Origin of the sequence: Paracandidimonas lactea, assembly GCF_021653995.1 — a bacterium.
Classification (GTDB): domain Bacteria; phylum Pseudomonadota; class Gammaproteobacteria; order Burkholderiales; family Burkholderiaceae_B; genus Allopusillimonas; species Allopusillimonas lactea.
In genome coordinates this window covers 43,831-64,190 of sequence record NZ_JAJJOZ010000009.1, presented here as the reverse complement: position 1 = coordinate 64,190, position 20,360 = coordinate 43,831, and the positions used below count along the sequence as shown (strand labels likewise).

Below are 20,360 nucleotides of genomic sequence, written 5' to 3'. Positions count from 1 at the left end.
GGGTTACATCCTTTCGGGGGCGGATACGCCCAGCAGACTGAGGCCGTTGGCGATTACCTGGGCCGTGGCGCGGGCCAGGCGCAGCCGCGCAAGCTTCAGGGATTCGTCGTCGACCAGTACGCGCTCGGCGTTGTACCAGGCATGGAAGTCGGCCGCGCAATCGCGCAACCAGAACGCCAGGTGATGAGGCGCAAGCTCTTGCGCGGCCTGGGTGATGGCCTGTGGGTATTCGGCCAGGCGCTGCAGCAGCGCGAACTCGGTGGGCGCCACCAGCGTTTCGAGTGGGGCGTCAGTGATGCGATCGGCCATGTCGGGCGACTGCGCCAGCATCGAGCAGATGCGGGCATGCGCGTACTGGATATAGTACACCGGGTTTTCGTCGCTCTTGGACAGAGCCAGATCGATATCGAAGACGAACTCGGAATCGGCGCGGCGCTGGGCCAGAAAGTAGCGCACCGCGTCGCGGCCAACCCAGTCGATCAGGTCGCGCATGGTGACATAGCTGCCGGCACGCTTGGATATCTTGACCTCGGCGCCGTCGCGCACCACCTTGACCATCTTGTGCAGGATGTAGGCGGGGAATTCTTTTGGAATGCCGATTTCGAGGCCTTGCAGGCCGGCACGCACACGGGCGATCGTGCCATGGTGGTCGCTGCCCTGGATGTTGATGGCGCGATGGAAGCCGCGCTCCCATTTGGCGACGTGATAGGCCACGTCGGGCACGAAGTAGGTGTAACCCCCTTCGGACTTGCGCATCACGCGGTCTTTGTCGTCGCCCGTTCCCAGTTCGGTGGTGCGCAGCCACAGCGCGCCCTCGCTTTCGTAGGTATGGCCCGCGGCAACCAGTGCCTGCACGGTTTTTTCGACCCGTCCGCTGGTGTAAAGCGAGCTTTCGAGGTAGTAGTTGTCGAACTGCAGGCCGAAGGCCTGAAGGTCGAGGTCTTGTTCGCGGCGCAGGTAGGCTACGGCAAAACGACGGATGTCGTCCAGGTTGGCGGTGTCGCCGGTGGCCGTGACTGAGTCTCCGTCGGCCGCCTGAACCGTTTTGCGCGCCATGAAATCGTTGGCGATGTCGAGGATGTAGTCGCCTTTGTAGCCGTCGGCCGGGAAGTCGGCGGCGTCTGGCAGGATGCCGCGGGCGCGCGCCTGCACGCTGATGGCCAGGTTGTTGATCTGGTTGCCGGCGTCGTTGTAATAGAACTCGCGCGTGACGTCGTACCCTTGGGCGGCGAACAGGCGGCACAAGGCGTCACCCAGCGCGGCTTGGCGGGCGTGGCCTACGTGCAGCGGGCCGGTGGGGTTTGCGGAGACGAATTCGACCAGCAGCTTCTCGCCCGTGGGCGGACGGATGCCGAACTGTGCGCCGTCTTGCTGGATGGCGTTGAGTACGGCACGCCGCGCGCCTGGCGTGATGCGGAAGTTGATGAAGCCGGGCCCGGCGACCTCGGCGGCGGCGATCAGCGTATCGGCCTCGGGCTGGGCCAACACGGCGTCCACGACCTGCTGGGCCAGCTCGCGCGGATTGCGGCGCGCCGGCTTGGCCAACTGCATGGCAACGTTGGTGGCCACATCGCCATGCGATGCGATTTTGGGGCGTTCGAGCAGGACGTTGGCCTGCGCATCCGGCACAAGCTGCTCGACGGCGGCCCGGATCATGGAAATGAGCTGTTGTTGTTGCCCTGGGAGCATAAGGAAAGTAAGTGTTAACGAACGATGACAAGCGAGACGTCGAGCGGCCTGGGAGACGGGCCGGCCCGTTTGGGGTGGCACCAGGCGAAAGTTTGACCGTGCCGCGGGCGCGGCGCCGGATGCCCGGAAGACGGACTACAGTGTAACGCTACAACGCCGCAGGCGGCGCGGACATGGCCTGTGCCGCCGACGGCATCGCCCCGCCCGGGCCGTTGAATGATAGCGTGATTTTCCGCCCTGCGCCCTCCCGCATTCTCCTCTTGGCACTGCCTCGAAGTTGCGTTAGTGTAGTGGTGTGTGTCCAGAGAAGGAAACTCATATGCTAGTTGTCTTTCATTCCAAGGCCGCTGCCGAGGTGTTGATGTTTTCCCAACATGCGCTGCCCATTCTGCGGGCCGCGGGCAAACCGTACACGGACACGCTGCCCGAGCGCGGCGTCATCACCCGCGAGCAATTGCCCGATGCCATACGGGGTATCGAACAGGCCATGGCGATCGACGAAGAAGTTGATCCCGGCGAAACCGCCGACGACAACGATACCAAGGCGCACCCCATTGCCGAACCGGTCAGTTTTCGTCGCCGGGCCTTTCCGCTGCTCGCCATGCTGAGGCTGTCTCTCGAGCACGATGCGGATGTCATCTGGGAACCCGCTCCCGCTTGGTAGCCGCGAGGAAACTATGCGCAGTACTGTGACCATCATCTTCAACAGCCGCCAGTCGATCGAACGCAGCGTCGACGTCCAGGCCGGCAATGGCGAGGCCCAGGCCGCGCGCGACTGGTTCGATGCAACCTGGTTGCGGCTGGGTTGCGAGCCTTTGCGCCCCAGTGGCAAGGTGCTGCTGCTGGACAAGGTTCTGGGCGTTGCCGACGCCATGGGCTACGAAGCGCTTTCGGCCGGCAGTGCCGACGAATTCGCTACGCAGGCGGCGTTGGCGTTGGGCAAGCCGCGTATTACGGTCGATCTGCCGGGCAGCGTCGTCGGGTTCTAGCACTGCGGGCCTCTCCTGGCGGCCACGCGTTGGCGGTGGGCGCGCGGCCTAGCGCCACCGCTAGCGTATCCCCGCCCGCATAAACGACTGCACGAACTGCCGCTGGAACAGCAAAAAAGCCACCAGCAGCGGTGCGGCGCTAAGCAGCGTCGCTGCTGTGATCACTGACCAGTCTATACCCTGGTCGGTCGAGGCAAACACCTGCAGCCCCACGGTAAGGGGTCGCGTTTCAACCGAGTTCGTGATGATCAACGGCCACAAAAAGTTATTCCAGTGGTAGCTCACCGATACCAGCCCGTAGGCCACATAAATGGGTTTGGCCAGCGGCACATATACTTTCATTAGTACCTGCCATGGGTTGGCGCCTTCCACGCGCGCGGCCTCCTCCAGTTCGCGCGGTACGGTCTTGAAGGTCTGGCGCAGCAGAAAGATGCCGAAGGCCGACGCAAAATAAGGCAGGCCGATGGCAAAAATTGTGTCACGCACGCCCAGCCAGGTCATCAGCCGGTAGTTTTCAACGATCAGCACGTCGGGCATGATCATGAGCTGCAGCAGCACGAGCACGAACATCAGGTCCCGTCCGCGGAAGGTAAAACGCGCGAAGGCATAGGCGGCAAGGGTGGACAACACGAACTGGGCCGCCAATACCATCGTCACCAGCACAAAGGTATTCACGAAGTAGCGCCCGAAGGGCGCGGATTCCCAGGCCGTGATGAAGTTGCGCAGCGTCAGCGGCGCGCTCAGGTCGAATCGGGTGGCATAGGCGCCGGGGTGAAAGGCGGCCCATACCGCATAGGCCAGCGGCAGGAACCAGATCAGGCCCAGCAGCCAGGCGCCCAGGGTGTCGAGTCGGGTGTGTGTGGTCATTGATAGTGTGTGCGGCGGTCCAGCCAGCGAAACTTCACCAGTGCAGTGATAGACAGGATCACCAGCAGCACCACAGACAGCGTGGCCGCATAAGCGGTATCCCAATAGCTGAAGCCAACTTCATAGATATAGAACAGCAGCAGCGTGCTGGCGTTGTCGGGTCCACCCTTGGTCATTACCAGCACATGGTCTACAAGGCGGAAGGCATTGATCAGCGCGTTGACCAGCACGAACAGCGTGGTGGGCATGAGCAGCGGTAGCAGAACGCGCCAGAAATACTGCCAGCGTGTGGCGCCTTCCAACAGAGCCGCCTCGCGCAGTGAGGGCGGTACCTGCTGCAGGGCGGCCAAGTAAAAAATCATGAAAAAACCGGCTTCTTTCCAGATCGTCACCATCATCAACGCGGGCAGGGCGGTGTCGCGCCGCCCCAGCCAGTTGGTGTTGCTGATGCCGAAAAGCTGGCCAACCTGATCCAGCAGCCCATATTGCGGCGTGTAGAAGAACAGCCATATATTGGCCACCGCCACCATGGGCAGCACGGTGGGCGTGAAGTAGGCCATGCGCAGAAAGCCACGCCCCGACAGCTTGCCGTTCACCCACAGTGCCATCACCAGCGCAACGATTACCGACACAGGAATGGTGATCGCCGCATACAGCAGGTTGTTCCACAAGGCCTGCCAGAAAACGGGATCGTCGGCCATAGCCAGGTAGTTGTCCGCGCCCACGAATACGGCCGGCCGGTTGGCCTTGGACGTGGAAAACATGCTGTTCCAGAGCGTTGCCAAGGCGGGATAGTGCGTGAACGCGGCGAGGAGCACCATGGCCGGCAGCAGGAGCAGCCAGCCATATACGGCGTGGAGCGACGGCTTCATGGCAGGCCTGGCCCCTTACCTGTAAGGCCGCAGCAGACGGGTTGCCTGTGCCTGAGCGTCTTTCATGGCTTCCTCGGGCGTTTTGGCGTTGGTGAGGACTGCCTGCAGGTTGTCGTTCAGCAGCTTGGTGACGCGCTGGTTATCATGCGTGGAAAACTCGGCCACGCTGACCTTGAGTTGGTCGCGTGCCACGGTGGCCTGCGGTACTTCCTTCACATAGGCCTTCATGGCGTCGGTTTCCCAGGCTGCCGGCGACACGGCAACGTAGCCCGTGGCAATGCTCCAGGCGGCGGCGTTCTCGGGGCTGGTCATCCACTTCACGAACGTAAAGGCGGCGTCGCGCTGCGCCGGCGTGGCCGATTCAAATACGTAGAAGTTGCCGCCGCCGGTGGGGCTGCCGCCGCGCTTGGCCTTGGGCATGGGCGCCACGCCGAAGTCGAAGCTTGCGTTCTTGCGCACATTGGTCAGGTTGCCGGTGGTGGTCCACATCATGGCCGTCTTGCCCACCAGGAAGTCTTTGGGCGTAGTGCCCCAGTCTATCGTGCCGGCAGGCATCACTTTGTGCTTGTAGGCCAGGTCGTGCCAGTACTGTACGGCCTCGATCACGGCAGGCTTGTCGAAGTAGACTTCATTGCCCTCCGGGTTCATCAGCAGCACATCATTGGGTGTGGTGAGTGCCTGGAACAGCCAGTAGGCAAAGGCGCCACCGGAGGGAATTTCCAGGCCCCATTGCGTGGTCTGGCCATCGGCGCCGCGCTGTGTCAGTTTGTCCGCCTGCTGCACCAGTTCATCCCAGGTGCCGGGCGGGGTGTCGGGGTTCAGGCCTGCCTTCTTGAACAGATCTTTGTTGTAGTACATGACGATGGTGGAGCGCTGGAAGGGGATGCCCCACGTCTTGCCGCCAGTCTGGCTGTTGGCCATGAATGCTGGGTAAAAGCCGCTTAGCCACTTTTTGTCTTCCTCCGTCTTGATCATCGGATCGAAGGGCACAATCGCGCCCTCGTCGATCAGCGTGAACATGTCGGTGGACAGCAGCACTGCCACTTGCGGCGCACTGCCGCCCTTGTGCGCCGTCAGGGCCTTGGCCACTGAATCCTGGTATGAGCCGGCATAGACTGACTTTACCTTGATGTCGGGATGGCTCTTCTCGAAGTCGGCCACCATGCCGTCGACAATTTTGGTGATGGGGCCGCCCACTGCCACCGGATAGTAGAACTCCAGTTCCACGGGTGCGGCTTGGGCCCAGGCCGGCGCGGTGCTCAGGGCGCCCGCCAGGCCGATGATCAGGGTTTTGAGGACAGTGCGTCGCATAATGTCGTTTTCCTTGTGAGAAAGAAGTACGGTGGGAGGGGATTCAGGACAATTCGTTTGGGCTTGCCGCGCCGGCGTCGCGGGGTAGCACTTGGCCGGCGTCGTCGAAGAAATGCAGATACTCGTGGCGCCATCGCAGGCAGATGTGCTCATCGGCTTGTGCACGCACGTGGCCGGCAGCGCGCACCGCCACGCCTCGGTTGCCGCCGATCCGGCACACCACGATGGAGTCGGCGCCGAAGTACTCAACGGTTTCCACGGTGGCATCCAGGCACGCGCCAGCCGCGGCAGGGGGCGCCACAAGTTCGATATGCTCGGGCCGTATACCCAGTCGGCCGGCGGGCGTGATGGGCGCATCCGCGGGCAGCCAGCCTTGCAGTGCCTGGCATGTGGCATTGTCCAGCGTGAGCAGGTTCATGGGCGGTGTGCCGATGAAGCGCGCCGCGAATGTGCTGCGTGGCTGGCTGTACAGGCGGTCGGGCGTATCGTTTTGTTCGATGCGGCCGGCGTTCAGCAGCACAACGCGGTCGGCCATGCTCATGGCCTCGGTCTGGTCATGCGTTACATAGACCATCGTGATGCCCAACTGCTGCTGCAACGCGCGGATCTCGCGCCGCATGTCGTGGCGCAGTTGCGCGTCTAGGTTGGACAGCGGTTCATCCATCAGGCACACCGGCGCCTGCGAAATCACGGCGCGGCCCAGCGCTACACGCTGCTGCTGCCCGCCCGACAATTGTGACGGTTTGCGTTCGAGCAGCGCGGTGAGCCCCAGCAGTTCGGCCACTTGGCTCAGGCGCTGTGCATAGCGGGTACGCGGTTCTTTGCGCACGCGCAGGCCAAACAGGATATTTTCCTTTACGGTGAGATGGGGAAACAACGCATAACTCTGGAACACCATCGAGATCTTGCGTTGTGCGGGCGCCAGATCAGTGACATCGCGGCCGCCGATATACACGCGCCCGCTGGTCGGGGTGTCCAGCCCGGCGATCATGCGCAGGGTGGTCGACTTGCCGCAGCCCGAGGGGCCGAGCAGTACATTCAGCGTACCTGCCTGTAGCGTGAAGCTGATGTGATCCACCGCTGGCGGGGGCGTCGCGGCATGGCGTGGTGTTTCGCCGTACTGCTTCACGACAGACTCAAGAACAATCTCAGACATGCGTTTCCTGGTGTGTTGCTCGAAGCGTTTGTTGATGCGTTTGTTGATGCGTTTGTTGATGTGTGGTGGCGGCACACTTCGGTACGGATCGCTATTCGTCGATCAACGCACCCTCTTCACGAAAGGGGTAGGGGCCGGCGAACTTGCCGATGTAGGCATGGTGGGTGATCAATGCGCCGCCGCGCCATTCATGCAAATGAAAAGCGGACGGCTCCATGATGAAGGCGTCGGGCCCGTCGGGGCGCAGGTCCAGGACGATCTGGTGAGCGGTGCTGGGACAGATCGATACCACGGTTCCGCCGAAGCGCCGGAAAATCGTGCGGTGCACGTGTCCGCAGATAATGCGCTCTATATTGGGGTAGCGTGCTACCAGGCGCTCGAGCTCGGGTGCGCCTTCGAGCAGCCCCATTGCATCCATATGGGCGATGCCGGTTTCAAAAGGGGGGTGATGCATGGCAATAATCGTCGGCCGACCCGGTTGTTCCGCCAAGCGCTCTGCAAGCCATGCCAGCCGCACCGGGCACAGCTGGCCATGGCTTTCATGCGATACCACTGTATCGAGCATCAACAGGCGTACCGGGTAGTCATCAACGGTGTACTGCAGAAACTCGCTGTCGGTATGCAGGTAGGCGTGATCATTGAAGGTGCGTTTCAGCTCGTCTCGTGCGTCGTGGTTGCCGGGCATCAGAAAATACCGGCACTTCAATGCGTCGAGCATCTGGCGCAGGTGCGCGTATTCCTGCGGGCGGCCGAAATCGGTGAGGTCGCCGCTGATGATCACGGCATCGGGCCGCACATACAAGTTGTTCAGCGCTTCGATGGCGGGCGGCAGGTATTGGCCTGTCTCCACCACCCTATAGGCTTTTTGGCCTGGCATGCGTATGTGCAGATCGGTGATTTGTGCAATCAGCATAGAGGTTCTCGTGTGCTGGGATGTTGGAAGGATTTCAGCGTGCGGCAACGGTTCCTCCTTCGACAATGCAGTGTGCCAAGCGTATTGAAGGTGGGCGATGGCCCGCCAGGTTAGTGAGGAGCATGGCACAGGCGCGCGCGCCGAATTCGCGGCTGGGTTGCGCCACAGATGTGAGTGGGGGCGTCATCAGGCTACCGATCTTGATGCCGTCGAACCCGCATACAGAAATATCCTTCGGGACACGCAGACCCAATGTTGCAAGCTGAGAGATCACCGAACAGGCCAACAAATCGTTGGAGCAGAACAGCACTGTTGGTGCTTCGGGGCCATTGATCAATTGATACAGTGAGTCCATGTGCGCGCCGGTATGTTTGGGCGCAATCCAGTGCCGCACCTCGGGCAGCCCAAGCACTTTCGCCTGGCGGCGCGCCCCCTGGAGCCGCAGGCGTGCGCGGTCAGACGCCGCCAGCGGGCCGCTGATGAAGCCGATGCGGCGATGCCCGAGTGTGGCCAGGTGCGACACCATCGCCGCCGCTGCCGCGCTGTTGTTTACTGAAACAAAAGGCAGCGTGCGCGACTCGTTGTAGACCAATATGTATGGCATGCCCTGTTTGCGCAGTGCGCGCAGCATATGGTTGCGGGCGGGGTTGCCTACCGTGAGAATCAGCCCTTCCACACGGTGGTCCAGAAGCTCATGGACAGCGCTGGCCTCGGTTTGCGGCTGGTAGCCTGAGGTGGACATCATGACGCTGTATCCTGCCGCTCGGGCGTGGGCTTCGGCGCCTTCGAAGCATTCGGCGAATACGGGGTTTGTGAGGGTAGGCAGCAGCAAGCCTATGGTGCGTGTATGGCCCGCTCGCAGGCTGCTGCCTACACGGTTGGGCCGGAAACCGCTGTTGTGTGCAACGGCACGTATGGCTGTCAGTGTTTCGTCACGGACGAGTTCGGGGCGGTTGAAGGCACGCGACACTGTGGCGGGCGATACGCCTGCCTGGCGTGCAATCTCGATGATCGAGACTGGGGTTTTGCGCCGCATGTCGTCCACAATGTTCTCCCGGGAGGGGTGGGGATTGAAAACGTTTTCATCATAAGCATCAAATGTTGCCGCCTGATTACTGCAACTGCGCGCAAGCCCGGCGCGCGGCTCATCGGCACGCCAAGCTTTAGCCGCAGTATACGAGCCGGTGAGAGCGAGCGTATGCAGGAAACCCCGGGTTGTGTCATCTGATTGGCTGTGGCTGGCAACGCGATGCCGGGCCTAGTGGCGTTCAAGCCCATTACCTGCCCGAAAGGTTGCGGGCTGCTATGCACTGGGTCAACCGTGATCTGGCGGCAATTGGGCCGATGCGCGCCGACATGCGCAGGACGCGACGATGGGCACTTGGGCCCGCGCCAGCGCCACCGTTCGGGCGTAATGCAACAGCGCGGTGCTGAAAGGATAAAGCTTGGCATCTGTGGGGAATGGTTCCCGGAGGATGCAAGACCAGTGGCCGAAGCGGATGTACACATGGAGCCGCATCGGTACAAACGCCTCGAATAGATCTGGAAGATAACGAACAACTGACTCGGGTAGCGCTTTGCGCATCGCCGGCAATGCTGAAGACGCCTCACCCAAGACCATAACGGCTCAAAAACAAAACCGGCGTCGATTGTGTCGACGCCGGTTTTCGGGGTATATGCAGTGCCGTTCCGATCAGGAATCTGGCTGCCGGTCTGTCGCGTGTGGCGACAGGACGGCGGGAATAACAAGCATCAGGCGGCGATCGCCTCAGCCTTGCGGCTGACCGCATGGCGATTGACCGCGCCCAGAATGGCCAGGAACGAGGCTGTGACAATATCCTCGTGAATGCCGACGCCAAACCCGGTCGGTGAATCCCCTACGCGCACCTCTACATAACTGGCTGCGCGCGTATCCGCACCTGTGCCGATCGCGTGTTCGGTGTAATCCATAATCTTGATATCCGCATCCAGCGCGGCCACGAAGGCCGAGATCGCACCATCACCTCGGCCGACCAGATTGCGGATTTCGCCGTTTTCTTCCAGTTCGACTTCGATCTGGAACTGCTGGCCCTTGCCCGCCTTCGGATCGCCCGTTACGCGGTGGCGCACCAGCTTCCACGGCTTGTCCAACTTCAGGTACTCGTCGGCGAAAATATCGTATACCTGCGTCGCCGTGACTTCGGCGCCTGTTTGGTCTGTCACGCGCTGGATGGCGCGGCTGAACTCAATCTGCAGGCGGCGCGGCAACACCAGGCCGTGCTCCTGTTCGAGCAGGTACGACACGCCGCCCTTGCCCGACTGGCTGTTCACGCGGATCACCGCATCGTAGCTGCGGCCCAGGTCGGCCGGATCAATCGGCAGGTACGGGACTTCCCAGAGCGCATCGGGCTGCTGCTGCGCGAAGCCCTTTTTGATTGCATCCTGGTGCGAGCCCGAAAACGCCGTGAAGACGAGATCGCCCGCATAGGGGTGGCGCGGATGTACCGGCAATTGGTTGCAGTATTCGACGCAGCGGCGCACTTCATCGATGTCGGAGAAATCCAGGCCGGGGTGGATGCCCTGGGTATACAGATTCAATGCCAGCGTAACCAAGTCTACGTTGCCGGTGCGCTCGCCATTGCCAAACAGGCAGCCCTCGATGCGGTCGGCACCCGCCATAACGGCCATCTCGGCGGCCGCCACCGCGGTGCCGCGGTCATTGTGTGGGTGCACGCTCAGCACGATACAGTCGCGCTTGTTCAGGTTATTGTGCATCCATTCAATCTGGTCGGCATACATATTGGGCGTGGTCGCCTCGACCGTTGCCGGCAGGTTGTAGATGATCTTGGATTCGGGTGTGGGCTGCCACACTTCGGTCACGGCATTGCAGACGTCCAGGGCGAATTCGGGTTCTGTTGTGCTGAACACCTCGGGCGAGTACTCGTAGCGCCAGTATGTTTCAGGGTGCTCGGACGTCAGTTGCTTGACCAGGCGTGTGCCGTTCAGCGCAATCTGCTTGACCTCTTCTTTGCTCATGTTGAAGACGATCTTGCGGAACGCGGGTGCGCAGGCGTTGTACAAGTGGACGATGGCTCGCTTGGCGCCAGCGGCGGATTCGACCGTGCGGCGGATCAGGTCGTCGCGCGACTGGGTGAGCACAATAATGGTGACATCTTCAGGGATACGCTGTTCGTCGACCAGCTTGCGCACAAAATCGAAATCCGTCTGTGAGGCAGACGGAAAACCCACCTCGATTTCCTTGAAACCGATCTTGACCAACTGCTCGAAGAGGCGCAGCTTGCGTTCTACGCTCATGGGTTCGATCAGTGACTGGTTGCCATCGCGCAGGTCGGTGCTCATCCAGATGGGCGGATGGGTGATCCGCTTGCTGGGCCAAGTACGCTCGGAAAAATCACGTGCGAACGGCACAAATGGACGGTATTTGTCGGAAGGGTTGGCAATCATGGGGGCACCTGTATTCGATATTCTGCTGTACTTATGCGTTCACCGGGGTATTGCAGCGGCTATGCCTGCGAGGGGCGGGTAGCGATAAACGGTGGGTGAACGGAATAGGATTGTGGCGTGGAACGGCTGCCGAACTGCCACGCAACGCTAGGCCCGGCAACCGATCGGTAGCAGCAGGGGTAGGGCCAGTAGCGAGAGGGAGGCGCTGCGCGAGGATACGCAGGCAGGCAACGCTACTGCCGTGGAGCCGGCAGTAATGACATCTGGCGAGATGGCGTTGCGAATATTCATAAGGTGATAGTCCACCATATTTCTAGTGTGTTGGCAAGCCTTTTGTATCGCCCTGCGGGGCGGATGGCGGTGCGTCGGGCGCCGGCTCGGTTGATGCGCGTGGCGGCCGAAGCAGGGCGGCGTGGCTGCGTGCAAGGTGGATTTTGGCGGCGCGGCCGTGCCGAAGTTCGGCCGCTGTGCGTTGCAAATCGCCAACGGTAATAGGGTGGCGGCTATCGCGCCAGACCCAGCGCAGCACTTCCAGGGCCGGCTCGGACAGCTGCGACGCGAGCATGGCGACGGTGGATTCGTTGACCAGGCGCTGCCGCACGCGCCTGCGGGTGCTTTGTACGAAGCCATACAGAAAATAGGCAATAATAAGCGTGCACAGGGCGACCACCGCCCACCAGAAAAACGGGTTGTACTGCTGCAGCAAGGCAACGGCCTGTACCCCAAGGGCCTGCAGGCCGCTATAGTCGATGCCTCGTCCGAAATCCACCAGGCGGTTCAGCAGGTCATACCAAACCAGTGCCACCACTGCAACGACCACCACGCAAAGTATGATTTGCGAGGCGGTCAGCTTCAGCAATGTGCTGCGCAGCAGGGCGTGGTCGGCGGCGGTCGGCTGGTGTGGGGATGTGGTCGGCTTCATACTGGGTATTTTATCTATGCAATCGCGTCAATCACTAGAGCTTCGTCAGCATCAGCAACTGGCCCTGACGCCGCAGCTGCAGCAATCGATCCGGTTTCTGCAGTTGTCGACGCAGGATCTTGAGCTTGAAGTGGCGCACGCGCTGGACGAAAACCCCCTGCTCGAACGCGAGGAAGAGTATGACACCGAAGCCGATGGCTCGGTGGCGGGGGAAGAGCGCGCGCAGGAAGACCGATGGGCGACGCAGGGCGTTGGCGGGCGCGCCAGCACTGCGAATGCCGACGATGAAGCGGTGCGGCCCGAGGCCGCCATCCCCGAAACCCTGCAGGACCACCTGCTTGAGCAACTGCAGCTCACGCGCGCCTCTCCGCGCGACCGCGGTCTGGTCACGATCCTGATCGACGAACTCGACGACAATGGCTACCTGGCCACGCCACTGAGCGATATCCACGCCTGTCTGCCGCCAGAGCTGAGCGTTGAGCCCGAAGAGCTGCATGCTGCCCTGCGGCTGCTGCAATCGTTCGACCCACTCGGAATCGCCGCCACCTCACTTGGCGAATGCCTGGCGCTGCAACTGAAGAGCCGCCACGCCAGCGGCGACCTCGCCACCGACGAGCAGGCCTATGCCTGTGCGCTGCGCATTGCTGATCAGCACCTCGAGATACTTGCCACGGGCAACCTGACGCGCCTGCGCGGTGCGCTGGGTTGTGATGCAGCCACGCTGCAGGCGGCCCATGCCTTGTTGTTGTCGCTTGAGCCCCGGCCCGCGCGCAATTGGGCCGGCTCGCCGGCCGATTACATCATCCCCGACGTCTTGGTGCGCAGTGTGGGCAAGCGCTGGCGGGCCAGCATTAACCCGGCGGTCATGCCACGGCTGCGCGTGAATGTTATCTACGAAACGCTACTCGATAAGGCGCCCGAATCCGCCGCTATGCAGGCACAGCTGCAGCAGGCGCACGGTTTGATTAAAAGCATGCACCAGCGCTTTGTCACCATTTTGCGGGTGGCGCAGGCCATTGTGGATCGCCAGCAGGGTTTTTTCGAAGAGGGCGTGCAGGCCATGAAACCGCTGGTGCTGCGCGATATCGCCGAGGTCCTGGGCATGCACGAGTCCACCGTGTCACGTGCCGCGCGTCAAAAGTATGCCCAGACGCCCTGGGGGGTGTTCGAGCTCAAGCGCTTCTTCGGCACCGCGGTGCAGACGGACGACGGCGAAGCCACGTCCGCCACCGCCGTGCGCTCCCTGATCGCCAAGCTGGTACAGGCCGAATCACCACGCAAGCCGCTGTCCGACAGCCAGATCGCGGCGAGACTGGCCGAGCAGGGCGTCGTCATCGCCCGGCGCACTGTGGCCAAATATCGCGAGGCCGCCGGCATTGAGCCTGCGATTTTGCGCAAGGCCCGCGCCAGCCTCGATCCAGGCACTCCAGGCTGAGTCCAGGCACTCCAGGCTTAGACGAACGCCCAATACCGGCTATCACCTCTAGCTTCGATGCGGTTGCCGGCACAGATACCTGGCACAGATACCTGGCACAGATACCTGGCACAGATACCTGGCACAGATACCGGCATTGATACCGGCATTGATACCGGCATTGATACCGGCATTGGCCCGTCGATGAAAACCCCTTTTAAAACAGGGGATTGCGTGATGAAAAATAACGACAAAAGTTACAGATGGATAATTGCATTACATAAAGGATTGGTTGATAATTATTCTCATGTTTATTTGTATCTGTAATGCCATCACTGAACGCCAGGTTCAGGAAGCTGTCGCCCAAGGGGCTGACACCATGGGCGCCTTGCAAGGGCAGCTCGGTGTCGGTACGTGCTGCGGTTGCTGTTCCGATACAGCGGCTGAGTACCTGCCGGGTGGCCGCTATGCCAGCGAAAACGTGCTTCGTTCCGCGCAAGCCACTCCTGTGGAAGCTGCAGCCAACGACACGGGCTTGGGCGGTATGGTCGAAGTTGCCATCCGCCGCGCCTGATCATACCCGCCTGCGCGCATCGTTCCGTAACATTTGCTGGCAATTTTGTTTTGTCAGCTGGCTGGCCTGTCGTTGTCTTCGGCACGCGTCAATGTACGGCTTATTTATGCGTCCCAAAGCGGGGCGTGTTGTCGGTTTTTCCGTTCTCGCCTCCCTGCGTGATACGCCCATAGCCCTGTATCCGCCCATCTCACCCGCCGGCAGCACGCCCATGTGGGTATAAAAGCATTCAAAAAATCAATTCATTCTTATTCTCACACAGCGTCCGAACACGCCTGTAATGCCTTGATTTGCAATGATGAAAGCCTAAACAATTGACTGCGCAACATGGTAGCCTTATGGCTAGCCCGCACGTTCTTGCAGCGTGTGGCGATGATTAACGATACCAAGCAGGAGCGCGGCCATGAAAGGCGACCCCACCGTAATCAAACATCTCAACGCACAGTTAAAGAACGAGCTTACGGCCATCAATCAGTATTTTCTGCATGCGCGCATGCTCAATCACTGGGGCATGGACAAGCTCGGCAAGCATGAATACGACGAGTCCATCGGCGAAATGAAGCACGCAGACCGCCTGATCGAACGTATTTTCATGCTCGATGGCCTGCCCAATTTGCAGGATCTGCACAAGCTGCTCATCGGGGAAAACGTGCCCGAGATCCTTTCCTGTGATCTCAAGCTCGAGACGGCGGCCCAGGCCACCGTGAAAGAAGCCATGGCTTACTGTGAATCCGTGCGCGATTTCGTTTCTCGCGATCTGTTCCAGGACATCCTGAACGACACCGAAGAGCATATCGACTGGCTGGAAACCCAGATCGAACTGGTTGATCGCGTCGGCCTGCAGAACTACCTGCAGTCGCAGATGGGCAGCGCAAGCTGATCGTAATCACGCCGGCTGCGGTCGGTATGTACGCCAGAAGGGCCCGGTGCACGCCCGCGTAGCGCTGCGAACGGGCAAAAAGGCTCCCCAAAAAAGGGAGCCTTTTTGTTGAGCAGCAGATGTAATGGGTGCGGGCGTGCGGCAGCAAGGATGCTGATGCAACGGGGTGTCGATGCAAGTGCCGTTTACACGGATTGAGTGCCGTCACACAGCGTTGGCGACAGCGGCAGGCCTGGGACGCTAGAACGACTTGGCTGGGCAGTCGGGCACACGACCCCAGGCATTATTGGGCTCGCAATACTTGTTGCGCGCCGCCCAGGCACAGCTGGGACGATCGAAGAAGCCCTTGGCGCTGCATGCCTGCAGATCCTGGCGTAGGCTGGCTTGCCAAGCGCGGTTGTTGGCGGGTGCTGTGGGTGGCGGCGGGGGAGGAGGCGGCGCCATCTCGACCGGTTGCAGCGGCACACTGTCGCCCCCCAAGCCCAGGCCGGTGACATCGGCAATCCCCTTGAGCGCAGGCACATTGCCTTCGGCCAGCATGCGGGCTTCGTCCATGGTGATGGTCGTGGTGGCGACGTGAATGGCTGGGTTGGTAGTTACACTTTTTGTAGAGGGTTCTTCCAGCTGCCAGGCCACTTGCGTAGGCGCATCGGGCACACCCAGGCGGCCATTGACCAGCGGCTGGGGCGGGCGGGCAGTGAACGGGCGGCCGTTGGCATCTAGCACAGGCACGGCGTCCAGTTCGGGGTGCACGGGAATGACGGGCGCTGTGGGGCCGTGCGCCACCAGCCAGTCGCCCAGTTTCAGGCCACCCCAGGCTGATGCGCCTGCGGCCACCAACAGTACTGCAAAAATAAAACGCCAGGACATTGTTACTCTCTGTATGCCACGATAGGCCTAGTGTAAACACGTTGGCATGCGGGCCCGGTTGATACCGCTGTGCTGACTCCTATGCGCCCTTGCCGAAAACCTTGCCACCGTGTTCGCGCATGGTATGAAAAGTAATGCCAGGGTAAAGCTCTTGCGCAACCCGGAGCTGGGCAGCCGACGATGCCAGAAACGCAAGGGCTTCCACCACATCATAGGCGATGTTGGCCGCATTCGCGTTCATGAATTTTCGCAATACCTGGGGGTCTTCCGCTGTAAACCAACGTGCCATGTTGTAACGCGAGGACATCATGCGGGCATCGACGCCGTACTCGGTCTTGAGGCGGTGGGCCACGACCTCGAACTGCAGTTGCCCCACAGCACCCAACAACAGCGCGCCACCGGCGATTTCGGGGCGGAATACCTGGATAGCGCCTTCTTCGCCAAGCTGAGTCAGGCCTATGCGCAATTGTTTGGTGCGTAAAGGATCTTTGACTTCTACGGCTTGGAAGAGTTCGGGCGCAAAAAACGGCAGGCCAGTGAACTGCAGCACCTCGCCTTCAGTGAGCACGTCGCCAAGCTGGAGGACACCGTGATTGGGAATGCCGATGACGTCGCCTGCGTAGGCTTCGTCGAGCAGTTCGCGGCGCTGCGACAGGAATGACACCACGTTGTTGGGGCGGATTTCTTTACCTGTGCGGGCGACTTTGAGCCGCATGCCGCGCTCGAACTTGCCCGAGCTGACGCGCACGAAGGCGACGCGGTCGCGGTGGGCAGGGTCCATATTGGCCTGTACCTTGAAAACGACGCCGCTGAACTTGCCTTCGTCGGGCTCGACGGTACGTTGCAGCGCGGCGCGTGGGCCGGGCCTGGGCGCAAGCTCGACGAGGGCATCCAGGACTTCCTGAACCCCGAAATTATTGATGGCGGAGCCAAAGAACACAGGGGTTTGCCGGCCAGCCAGAAAGGTTTGATGATCAAATGCGGGTGCGGCGGCCTGAATAAGCTCGATCTCGTCGCGGGCCTTGCTGAAATTGTCGCCGAAACGCGCGGCAATCTCGGGGTTGTCCAGGCCGTTGATCAGGTCGTCGTGGTCGTCGCGGCGCTCCTGGCCGGCGCGGAAGACGCGCATGCGATCGTTGCGGATATCGAACACGCCGCCAAACTGGCGCCCCATGCCGACAGGCCAAGAGAACGGCACAGCGTCCATCCCCAGGTGGGATTCGATTTCGGACAGCAGGTCGAGTGGCTCGCGCACTTCGCGGTCGAGCTTGTTGATGAAGGTGATGATGGGGGTATTGCGCGCCCGGCAGACTTGCAGCAGGCGGATGGTTTGGGGCTCGACGCCGTTGGCGGCATCGATCACCATCAGGGCTGCATCCACCGCGGTCAGTACGCGGTAGGTGTCTTCGGAGAAGTCTTGGTGACCCGGGGTATCGAGCAGGTTGATCACGCAGTCGCGGTATTCCATTTGCATGACCGATGACGCGACGGAAATACCGCGCTGCTTTTCGATTTCCATCCAGTCGGAGGATGCGTGGCGGCTGGCCTTGCGCGCTTTGACGCTGCCGGCGATTTGGATCGCGCCTGCAAACAGCAGCAGCTTCTCGGTGAGCGTGGTTTTACCGGCGTCTGGGTGGGAGATGATGGCGAACGTGCGCCGGCGGGCGACTTCTTGCTTGATTGAACTCATGGAGGGATTTTAGCTTGGCTGGCCTCAGTCTTTGGCGTGATGGCTGAATGTGGCGAGTACCGTGCCCGCCAGCACAAACAGCGTACCGAAAACACGGTTGAGCCAACGAATGTGGCGAGGGTTGCGCAGCAGCCGCAGCAGGCGCTCGGCCAGGGTGGTATAGCAGCCCATCGCCACCAAGTCGGTGGTACACAGGGTGGCGGCCATGGCGGCGTACTGCAGCGCCATGGGTTGGGAAAGATCCAGAAACTGCGGCACTACGGCCAGCAGAAACACAGTGCCCTTGGGGTTGGTGATATTGATCAGAAAGCCGCGCAGAATCAGGTCGTGCCGGCGGAACTCGGGCTGCTGCTGAGCGTGAACGGCAACCGGGGCGGCGTCTGTGGTGAACTGGCGCCAGCCCAGGTATACCAAATACCCCACCCCCAGCCATTTGACGACCGCGAAGGCGGTTTCGGAAGCCGCCAGCAGTGCGCCCAGACCGACCGCCACAATCAGGAACTGCGCCAGCAGGCCCAGTTGCAGGCCTATGGTCGTCCAGTAGCCGCGCCGGAAGCCATAGCGCAGGCCCGAACTCATGGCGCTGATGGCGCCAGGGCCGGGCGAAAACGAAATCGCCCAGGACGCTGCGAAAAAGGCCAACCAGGTTGAAAACGACATGATTGCGGCGAAGCGAGAGATCAAAAGCCCTGCGGCGGTTGCACGCAGGGGCGGGAGGGTGGCTTACTTGGCCAACAGGGCGGCGCGCTGCGGCGCGGGGCGCTGCGACGGGCGATTGTCGCGGCGACCGCCCTCGGCAGCCGCACGCGGCATGGTGTCGCTGTGTGCGCCCGGGCGTCGGGCCTCGGCTGTTGCGTGTGCGGCACCCTCGGTACGGGCAAAGTGCTCGCGGCGTGCGGGTGCGTTTTCACGTGCACCAGCCGGCCGCCCTTGCCCGGCGGGGCGTCGGGCGCGTTGGCCTTCGGGGCGGCCCTGGCCGGCACTGGCGCGGCGCTCATCACCGCCGTTGCCGCGGGGGCGATTTTCGTCACCCCCGCGTCCGTTGCCGGTGCGCCGTGCACCGCCATTAGCGCCCGCGCTGCTGCGGCGCTCGCCACCGCTGCGCTCGGCATCGCGCTCCTGCGCCGGTTCGGCGCGGACCATGTCAGGCGTCCAGCCTTCGATGGTGGTGCGCTCAATTGGGCGTTTGATCAGTTTTTCGATGGCGGTCAGCAGCTTGACCTCAGTGCGGTCGACCAGCGACAGGGCCGAGCCCTCGCTGCCGGCGCGGCCCGTGCGGCCGATGCGGTGCACGTAATCTTCAGGCACATTGGGCAGCTCGAAGTTGACGACATGGGGCAACTGGTCGATATCGATACCGCGGGCGGCGATATCGGTGGCCACCAGCACGGCAACCTTGCCGTCCTTGAAGCCGGCCAGTGCACGCGTGCGGGCGGCCTGGCTCTTGTTGCCGTGTATGGCAGCGGCGGACAGGCCGTCCTTGACCAGTTTTTCGGCCAGGCGGTTGGCGCCGTGCTTGGTGCGCGTGAAGACCAGCACCTGGTGCCAGCCGCTTTCCCGGATGATGTGGCTGAGCAGGTCGCGCTTGTGCGATTGCTCGGTCAGCACGACGCGTTGGCTGACCAGCTCGGAGGCGGTGTTGCGGCGCGCGACGGAAATCTCGATCGGATTCTTTAGCACGGTGTGCGACAGTTCGCGGATTTCGTCGGAGAACGTGGCTGAGAACAGCAGGTTCTGGCGCGTTTTGGGCAGCAGCGCCAGCACGCGGCGGATGTCGCGGATAAAGCCCATGTCGAGCATGCGGTCGGCTTCATCCAGTACCAGGATTTCGACGCCCGATAGGTCGACGGTTTTTTGCTGCGTATGGTCCAGCAGGCGGCCGGGCGTGGCTACGAGGATATCAAGCGGCTTGCGCAACGCGCTGATCTGCGGGTTGATGTTGACCCCGCCGAACATCACCATCGAGCGGATCTGCGTGTACTGGCTGTATGTGCGAACGGATTCTTCGACCTGTGCGGTGAGTTCGCGTGTGGGGGTGAGGATCAGGACGCGTGGCCGGCCAGGTTTGCGCGCCGTCGCGGGCTGTTGCAGCAGGCGGTGCAGAATGGGTAGCGTGAAGCCGGCCGTTTTGCCGGTGCCGGTTTGGGCGGCGGCGAGGACGTCGCCGCCCTGGATGACTTGTGGGATGGCCTGGGCCTGGATAGGGGTGGGGCGTTCGTAGCCAGTATCGGCAACGGCGCGCAAAAGGGGTTCTGCCAGGCCAAGGTCGGCAAATGTGGGTTGGGTAGACAAGGAAATTACTCCAGCGACAAGCCTATCGCTCGGAGTCGAGAGATACCAATCTAGGCAGGCGATGCTAGGGGTTGAGGGCAAATAAGCCGGATGCAAGACGGAACCGCTTGCGAAACGTGCGGTGATTGGCACCACGCACAAGTTGTCAATTGTAGCGCAGTGCGGCCGCCTATGTCCAAATTTGTGACGTAAGTGTTTATGTCGTTCGCAGAGGCGGGCTCATCCGGCACCGACACCAGCACCGGCACCGGCACCGGCACCAGCAATCGGCACCAGCAATCGGCACCAGCAATCGGCACCAGCAATCGGCACCAGCAATCGGCACCAGCAATCGGCAATTATTTCAATGAGAGTAATTCTCATTAAGATATAATCTAAGCGATGCATTAAAGCTTTCTATCGGGCCGCCTTCCGCAAAGCGGTCGGGCAGTCGGGCGCCCTGGGCAGGCACCTCTTGGCAGGTCACGCATTTTCCCT

Annotated in this window: 18 protein-coding genes; 5 read left to right on the top strand and 13 right to left on the bottom strand. The window is 61.6% G+C overall.

Features of this window, described 5'->3' with window-relative positions:
• Positions 1–3 precede the first annotated feature (3 nt).
• On the bottom strand, positions 4–1,689 hold the full coding sequence (gene argS, locus LOL23_RS15470) for an arginine--tRNA ligase (RefSeq protein ID WP_237173846.1): 1,686 nt from the start codon (positions 1,687–1,689) through the stop codon (positions 4–6).
• A gap of 319 nt (positions 1,690–2,008) precedes the next feature.
• On the opposite strand from argS, the gene LOL23_RS15465 reads away from it, so the two are divergent.
• A complete protein-coding gene (locus LOL23_RS15465; RefSeq protein WP_160977269.1) occupies positions 2,009–2,353 on the top strand; it encodes a DUF1840 domain-containing protein in 345 nt (114 codons plus the stop codon).
• Between the two features lie 13 nt (positions 2,354–2,366).
• A complete protein-coding gene (locus LOL23_RS15460) occupies positions 2,367–2,678 on the top strand; it encodes a hypothetical protein (RefSeq protein WP_160977267.1) in 312 nt (103 codons plus the stop codon).
• A 60-nt stretch (positions 2,679–2,738) separates the two neighbouring features.
• Here LOL23_RS15460 and LOL23_RS15455 read toward each other — a convergent pair whose 3' ends face one another.
• The 8 genes from LOL23_RS15455 to LOL23_RS15420 all read right to left on the bottom strand — a co-directional run bounded on the left by LOL23_RS15455 (position 2,739) and on the right by LOL23_RS15420 (position 12,163).
• On the bottom strand, positions 2,739–3,545 hold the full coding sequence (locus tag LOL23_RS15455; protein ID WP_160977265.1) for a carbohydrate ABC transporter permease: 807 nt from the start codon (positions 3,543–3,545) through the stop codon (positions 2,739–2,741).
• The gene (locus tag LOL23_RS15450; protein WP_160977263.1) at positions 3,542–4,417 is read right to left on the bottom strand and encodes a carbohydrate ABC transporter permease; all 876 of its coding nucleotides are present in this window, start codon (positions 4,415–4,417) and stop codon (positions 3,542–3,544) included. The genes LOL23_RS15455 and LOL23_RS15450 overlap by 4 nt, the downstream gene beginning before the upstream one ends.
• A gap of 15 nt (positions 4,418–4,432) precedes the next feature.
• Entirely contained in the window at positions 4,433–5,728 is a 1,296-nt protein-coding gene (locus LOL23_RS15445) for an ABC transporter substrate-binding protein (protein ID WP_237173845.1), read from the bottom strand.
• 43 nt (positions 5,729–5,771) lie between these two features.
• Positions 5,772–6,884, bottom strand: coding sequence for an ABC transporter ATP-binding protein (locus LOL23_RS15440; protein ID WP_237173844.1), 1,113 nt, complete (start codon positions 6,882–6,884; stop codon positions 5,772–5,774).
• Between the two features lie 91 nt (positions 6,885–6,975).
• Positions 6,976–7,797 (bottom strand): phosphodiesterase, encoded by an 822-nt coding sequence (locus tag LOL23_RS15435; RefSeq protein WP_160977257.1) that lies wholly within the window; start codon positions 7,795–7,797, stop codon positions 6,976–6,978.
• A 34-nt stretch (positions 7,798–7,831) separates the two neighbouring features.
• Positions 7,832–8,833 carry a LacI family DNA-binding transcriptional regulator gene (locus LOL23_RS15430; RefSeq protein WP_160977255.1) on the bottom strand — a complete coding sequence of 334 codons (1,002 nt, stop codon included), beginning with the start codon at positions 8,831–8,833 and terminating at the stop codon, positions 7,832–7,834.
• Positions 8,834–9,549: 716 nt separating this feature from the next.
• Positions 9,550–11,241, bottom strand: a complete 1,692-nt coding sequence (gene leuA / locus LOL23_RS15425; protein WP_160977253.1) for a 2-isopropylmalate synthase — start codon at positions 11,239–11,241, stop codon at positions 9,550–9,552.
• A gap of 313 nt (positions 11,242–11,554) precedes the next feature.
• Positions 11,555–12,163: a hypothetical protein gene (locus tag LOL23_RS15420; RefSeq protein ID WP_237173843.1), complete on the bottom strand. Its 609-nt coding sequence runs from the start codon at positions 12,161–12,163 to the stop codon at positions 11,555–11,557.
• Between the two features lie 16 nt (positions 12,164–12,179).
• Between LOL23_RS15420 and rpoN the strand changes: the two genes are divergently transcribed.
• The 3 genes from rpoN to bfr all read left to right on the top strand — a co-directional run bounded on the left by rpoN (position 12,180) and on the right by bfr (position 15,031).
• Positions 12,180–13,598 (top strand): RNA polymerase factor sigma-54, encoded by a 1,419-nt coding sequence (rpoN, locus tag LOL23_RS15415; protein WP_237173842.1) that lies wholly within the window; start codon positions 12,180–12,182, stop codon positions 13,596–13,598.
• Positions 13,599–13,884: 286 nt separating this feature from the next.
• Positions 13,885–14,151, top strand: a complete 267-nt coding sequence (locus LOL23_RS15410; RefSeq protein WP_160977247.1) for a (2Fe-2S)-binding protein — start codon at positions 13,885–13,887, stop codon at positions 14,149–14,151.
• A 403-nt stretch (positions 14,152–14,554) separates the two neighbouring features.
• The gene (gene bfr / locus LOL23_RS15405; RefSeq protein WP_160977245.1) at positions 14,555–15,031 is read left to right on the top strand and encodes a bacterioferritin; all 477 of its coding nucleotides are present in this window, start codon (positions 14,555–14,557) and stop codon (positions 15,029–15,031) included.
• Positions 15,032–15,271: 240 nt separating this feature from the next.
• Here the strand turns inward: bfr and LOL23_RS15400 are convergent, their stop codons facing one another.
• From LOL23_RS15400 to LOL23_RS15385, 4 genes are all read right to left on the bottom strand, one after another.
• Positions 15,272–15,901, bottom strand: a complete 630-nt coding sequence (locus tag LOL23_RS15400; protein ID WP_237173841.1) for a hypothetical protein — start codon at positions 15,899–15,901, stop codon at positions 15,272–15,274.
• 79 nt (positions 15,902–15,980) lie between these two features.
• The gene (locus tag LOL23_RS15395; RefSeq protein ID WP_160977241.1) at positions 15,981–17,591 is read right to left on the bottom strand and encodes a peptide chain release factor 3; all 1,611 of its coding nucleotides are present in this window, start codon (positions 17,589–17,591) and stop codon (positions 15,981–15,983) included.
• Between the two features lie 24 nt (positions 17,592–17,615).
• Positions 17,616–18,251: a LysE family transporter gene (locus LOL23_RS15390; RefSeq protein WP_237173840.1), complete on the bottom strand. Its 636-nt coding sequence runs from the start codon at positions 18,249–18,251 to the stop codon at positions 17,616–17,618.
• Between the two features lie 63 nt (positions 18,252–18,314).
• On the bottom strand, positions 18,315–19,883 hold the full coding sequence (locus LOL23_RS15385; RefSeq protein WP_237173839.1) for a DEAD/DEAH box helicase: 1,569 nt from the start codon (positions 19,881–19,883) through the stop codon (positions 18,315–18,317).
• Positions 19,884–20,360 lie beyond the last annotated feature (477 nt).

What these genes read in the sequence shown, in the direction of transcription:
- LOL23_RS15455 (WP_160977265.1), bottom strand. Translation starts at nt 3,545, where the DNA reads ATGACCACACACACCCGACTCGACACCCTGGGCGCCTGGCTGCTGGGC.
- LOL23_RS15460 (WP_160977267.1), top strand. Translation starts at nt 2,367, where the DNA reads ATGCGCAGTACTGTGACCATCATCTTCAACAGCCGCCAGTCGATCGAA.
- LOL23_RS15450 (WP_160977263.1), bottom strand. Translation starts at nt 4,417, where the DNA reads ATGAAGCCGTCGCTCCACGCCGTATATGGCTGGCTGCTCCTGCTGCCG.
- argS (WP_237173846.1), bottom strand. Translation starts at nt 1,689, where the DNA reads ATGCTCCCAGGGCAACAACAACAGCTCATTTCCATGATCCGGGCCGCC.
- LOL23_RS15445 (WP_237173845.1), bottom strand. Translation starts at nt 5,728, where the DNA reads ATGCGACGCACTGTCCTCAAAACCCTGATCATCGGCCTGGCGGGCGCC.
- LOL23_RS15395 (WP_160977241.1), bottom strand. Translation starts at nt 17,591, where the DNA reads ATGAGTTCAATCAAGCAAGAAGTCGCCCGCCGGCGCACGTTCGCCATC.
- LOL23_RS15465 (WP_160977269.1), top strand. Translation starts at nt 2,009, where the DNA reads ATGCTAGTTGTCTTTCATTCCAAGGCCGCTGCCGAGGTGTTGATGTTT.
- LOL23_RS15390 (WP_237173840.1), bottom strand. Translation starts at nt 18,251, where the DNA reads ATGTCGTTTTCAACCTGGTTGGCCTTTTTCGCAGCGTCCTGGGCGATT.
- LOL23_RS15435 (WP_160977257.1), bottom strand. Translation starts at nt 7,797, where the DNA reads ATGCTGATTGCACAAATCACCGATCTGCACATACGCATGCCAGGCCAA.
- LOL23_RS15400 (WP_237173841.1), bottom strand. Translation starts at nt 15,901, where the DNA reads ATGTCCTGGCGTTTTATTTTTGCAGTACTGTTGGTGGCCGCAGGCGCA.
- leuA (WP_160977253.1), bottom strand. Translation starts at nt 11,241, where the DNA reads ATGATTGCCAACCCTTCCGACAAATACCGTCCATTTGTGCCGTTCGCA.
- LOL23_RS15420 (WP_237173843.1), bottom strand. Translation starts at nt 12,163, where the DNA reads ATGAAGCCGACCACATCCCCACACCAGCCGACCGCCGCCGACCACGCC.
- rpoN (WP_237173842.1), top strand. Translation starts at nt 12,180, where the DNA reads ATGCAATCGCGTCAATCACTAGAGCTTCGTCAGCATCAGCAACTGGCC.
- LOL23_RS15440 (WP_237173844.1), bottom strand. Translation starts at nt 6,884, where the DNA reads ATGTCTGAGATTGTTCTTGAGTCTGTCGTGAAGCAGTACGGCGAAACA.
- bfr (WP_160977245.1), top strand. Translation starts at nt 14,555, where the DNA reads ATGAAAGGCGACCCCACCGTAATCAAACATCTCAACGCACAGTTAAAG.
- LOL23_RS15410 (WP_160977247.1), top strand. Translation starts at nt 13,885, where the DNA reads ATGTTTATTTGTATCTGTAATGCCATCACTGAACGCCAGGTTCAGGAA.
- LOL23_RS15430 (WP_160977255.1), bottom strand. Translation starts at nt 8,833, where the DNA reads ATGCGGCGCAAAACCCCAGTCTCGATCATCGAGATTGCACGCCAGGCA.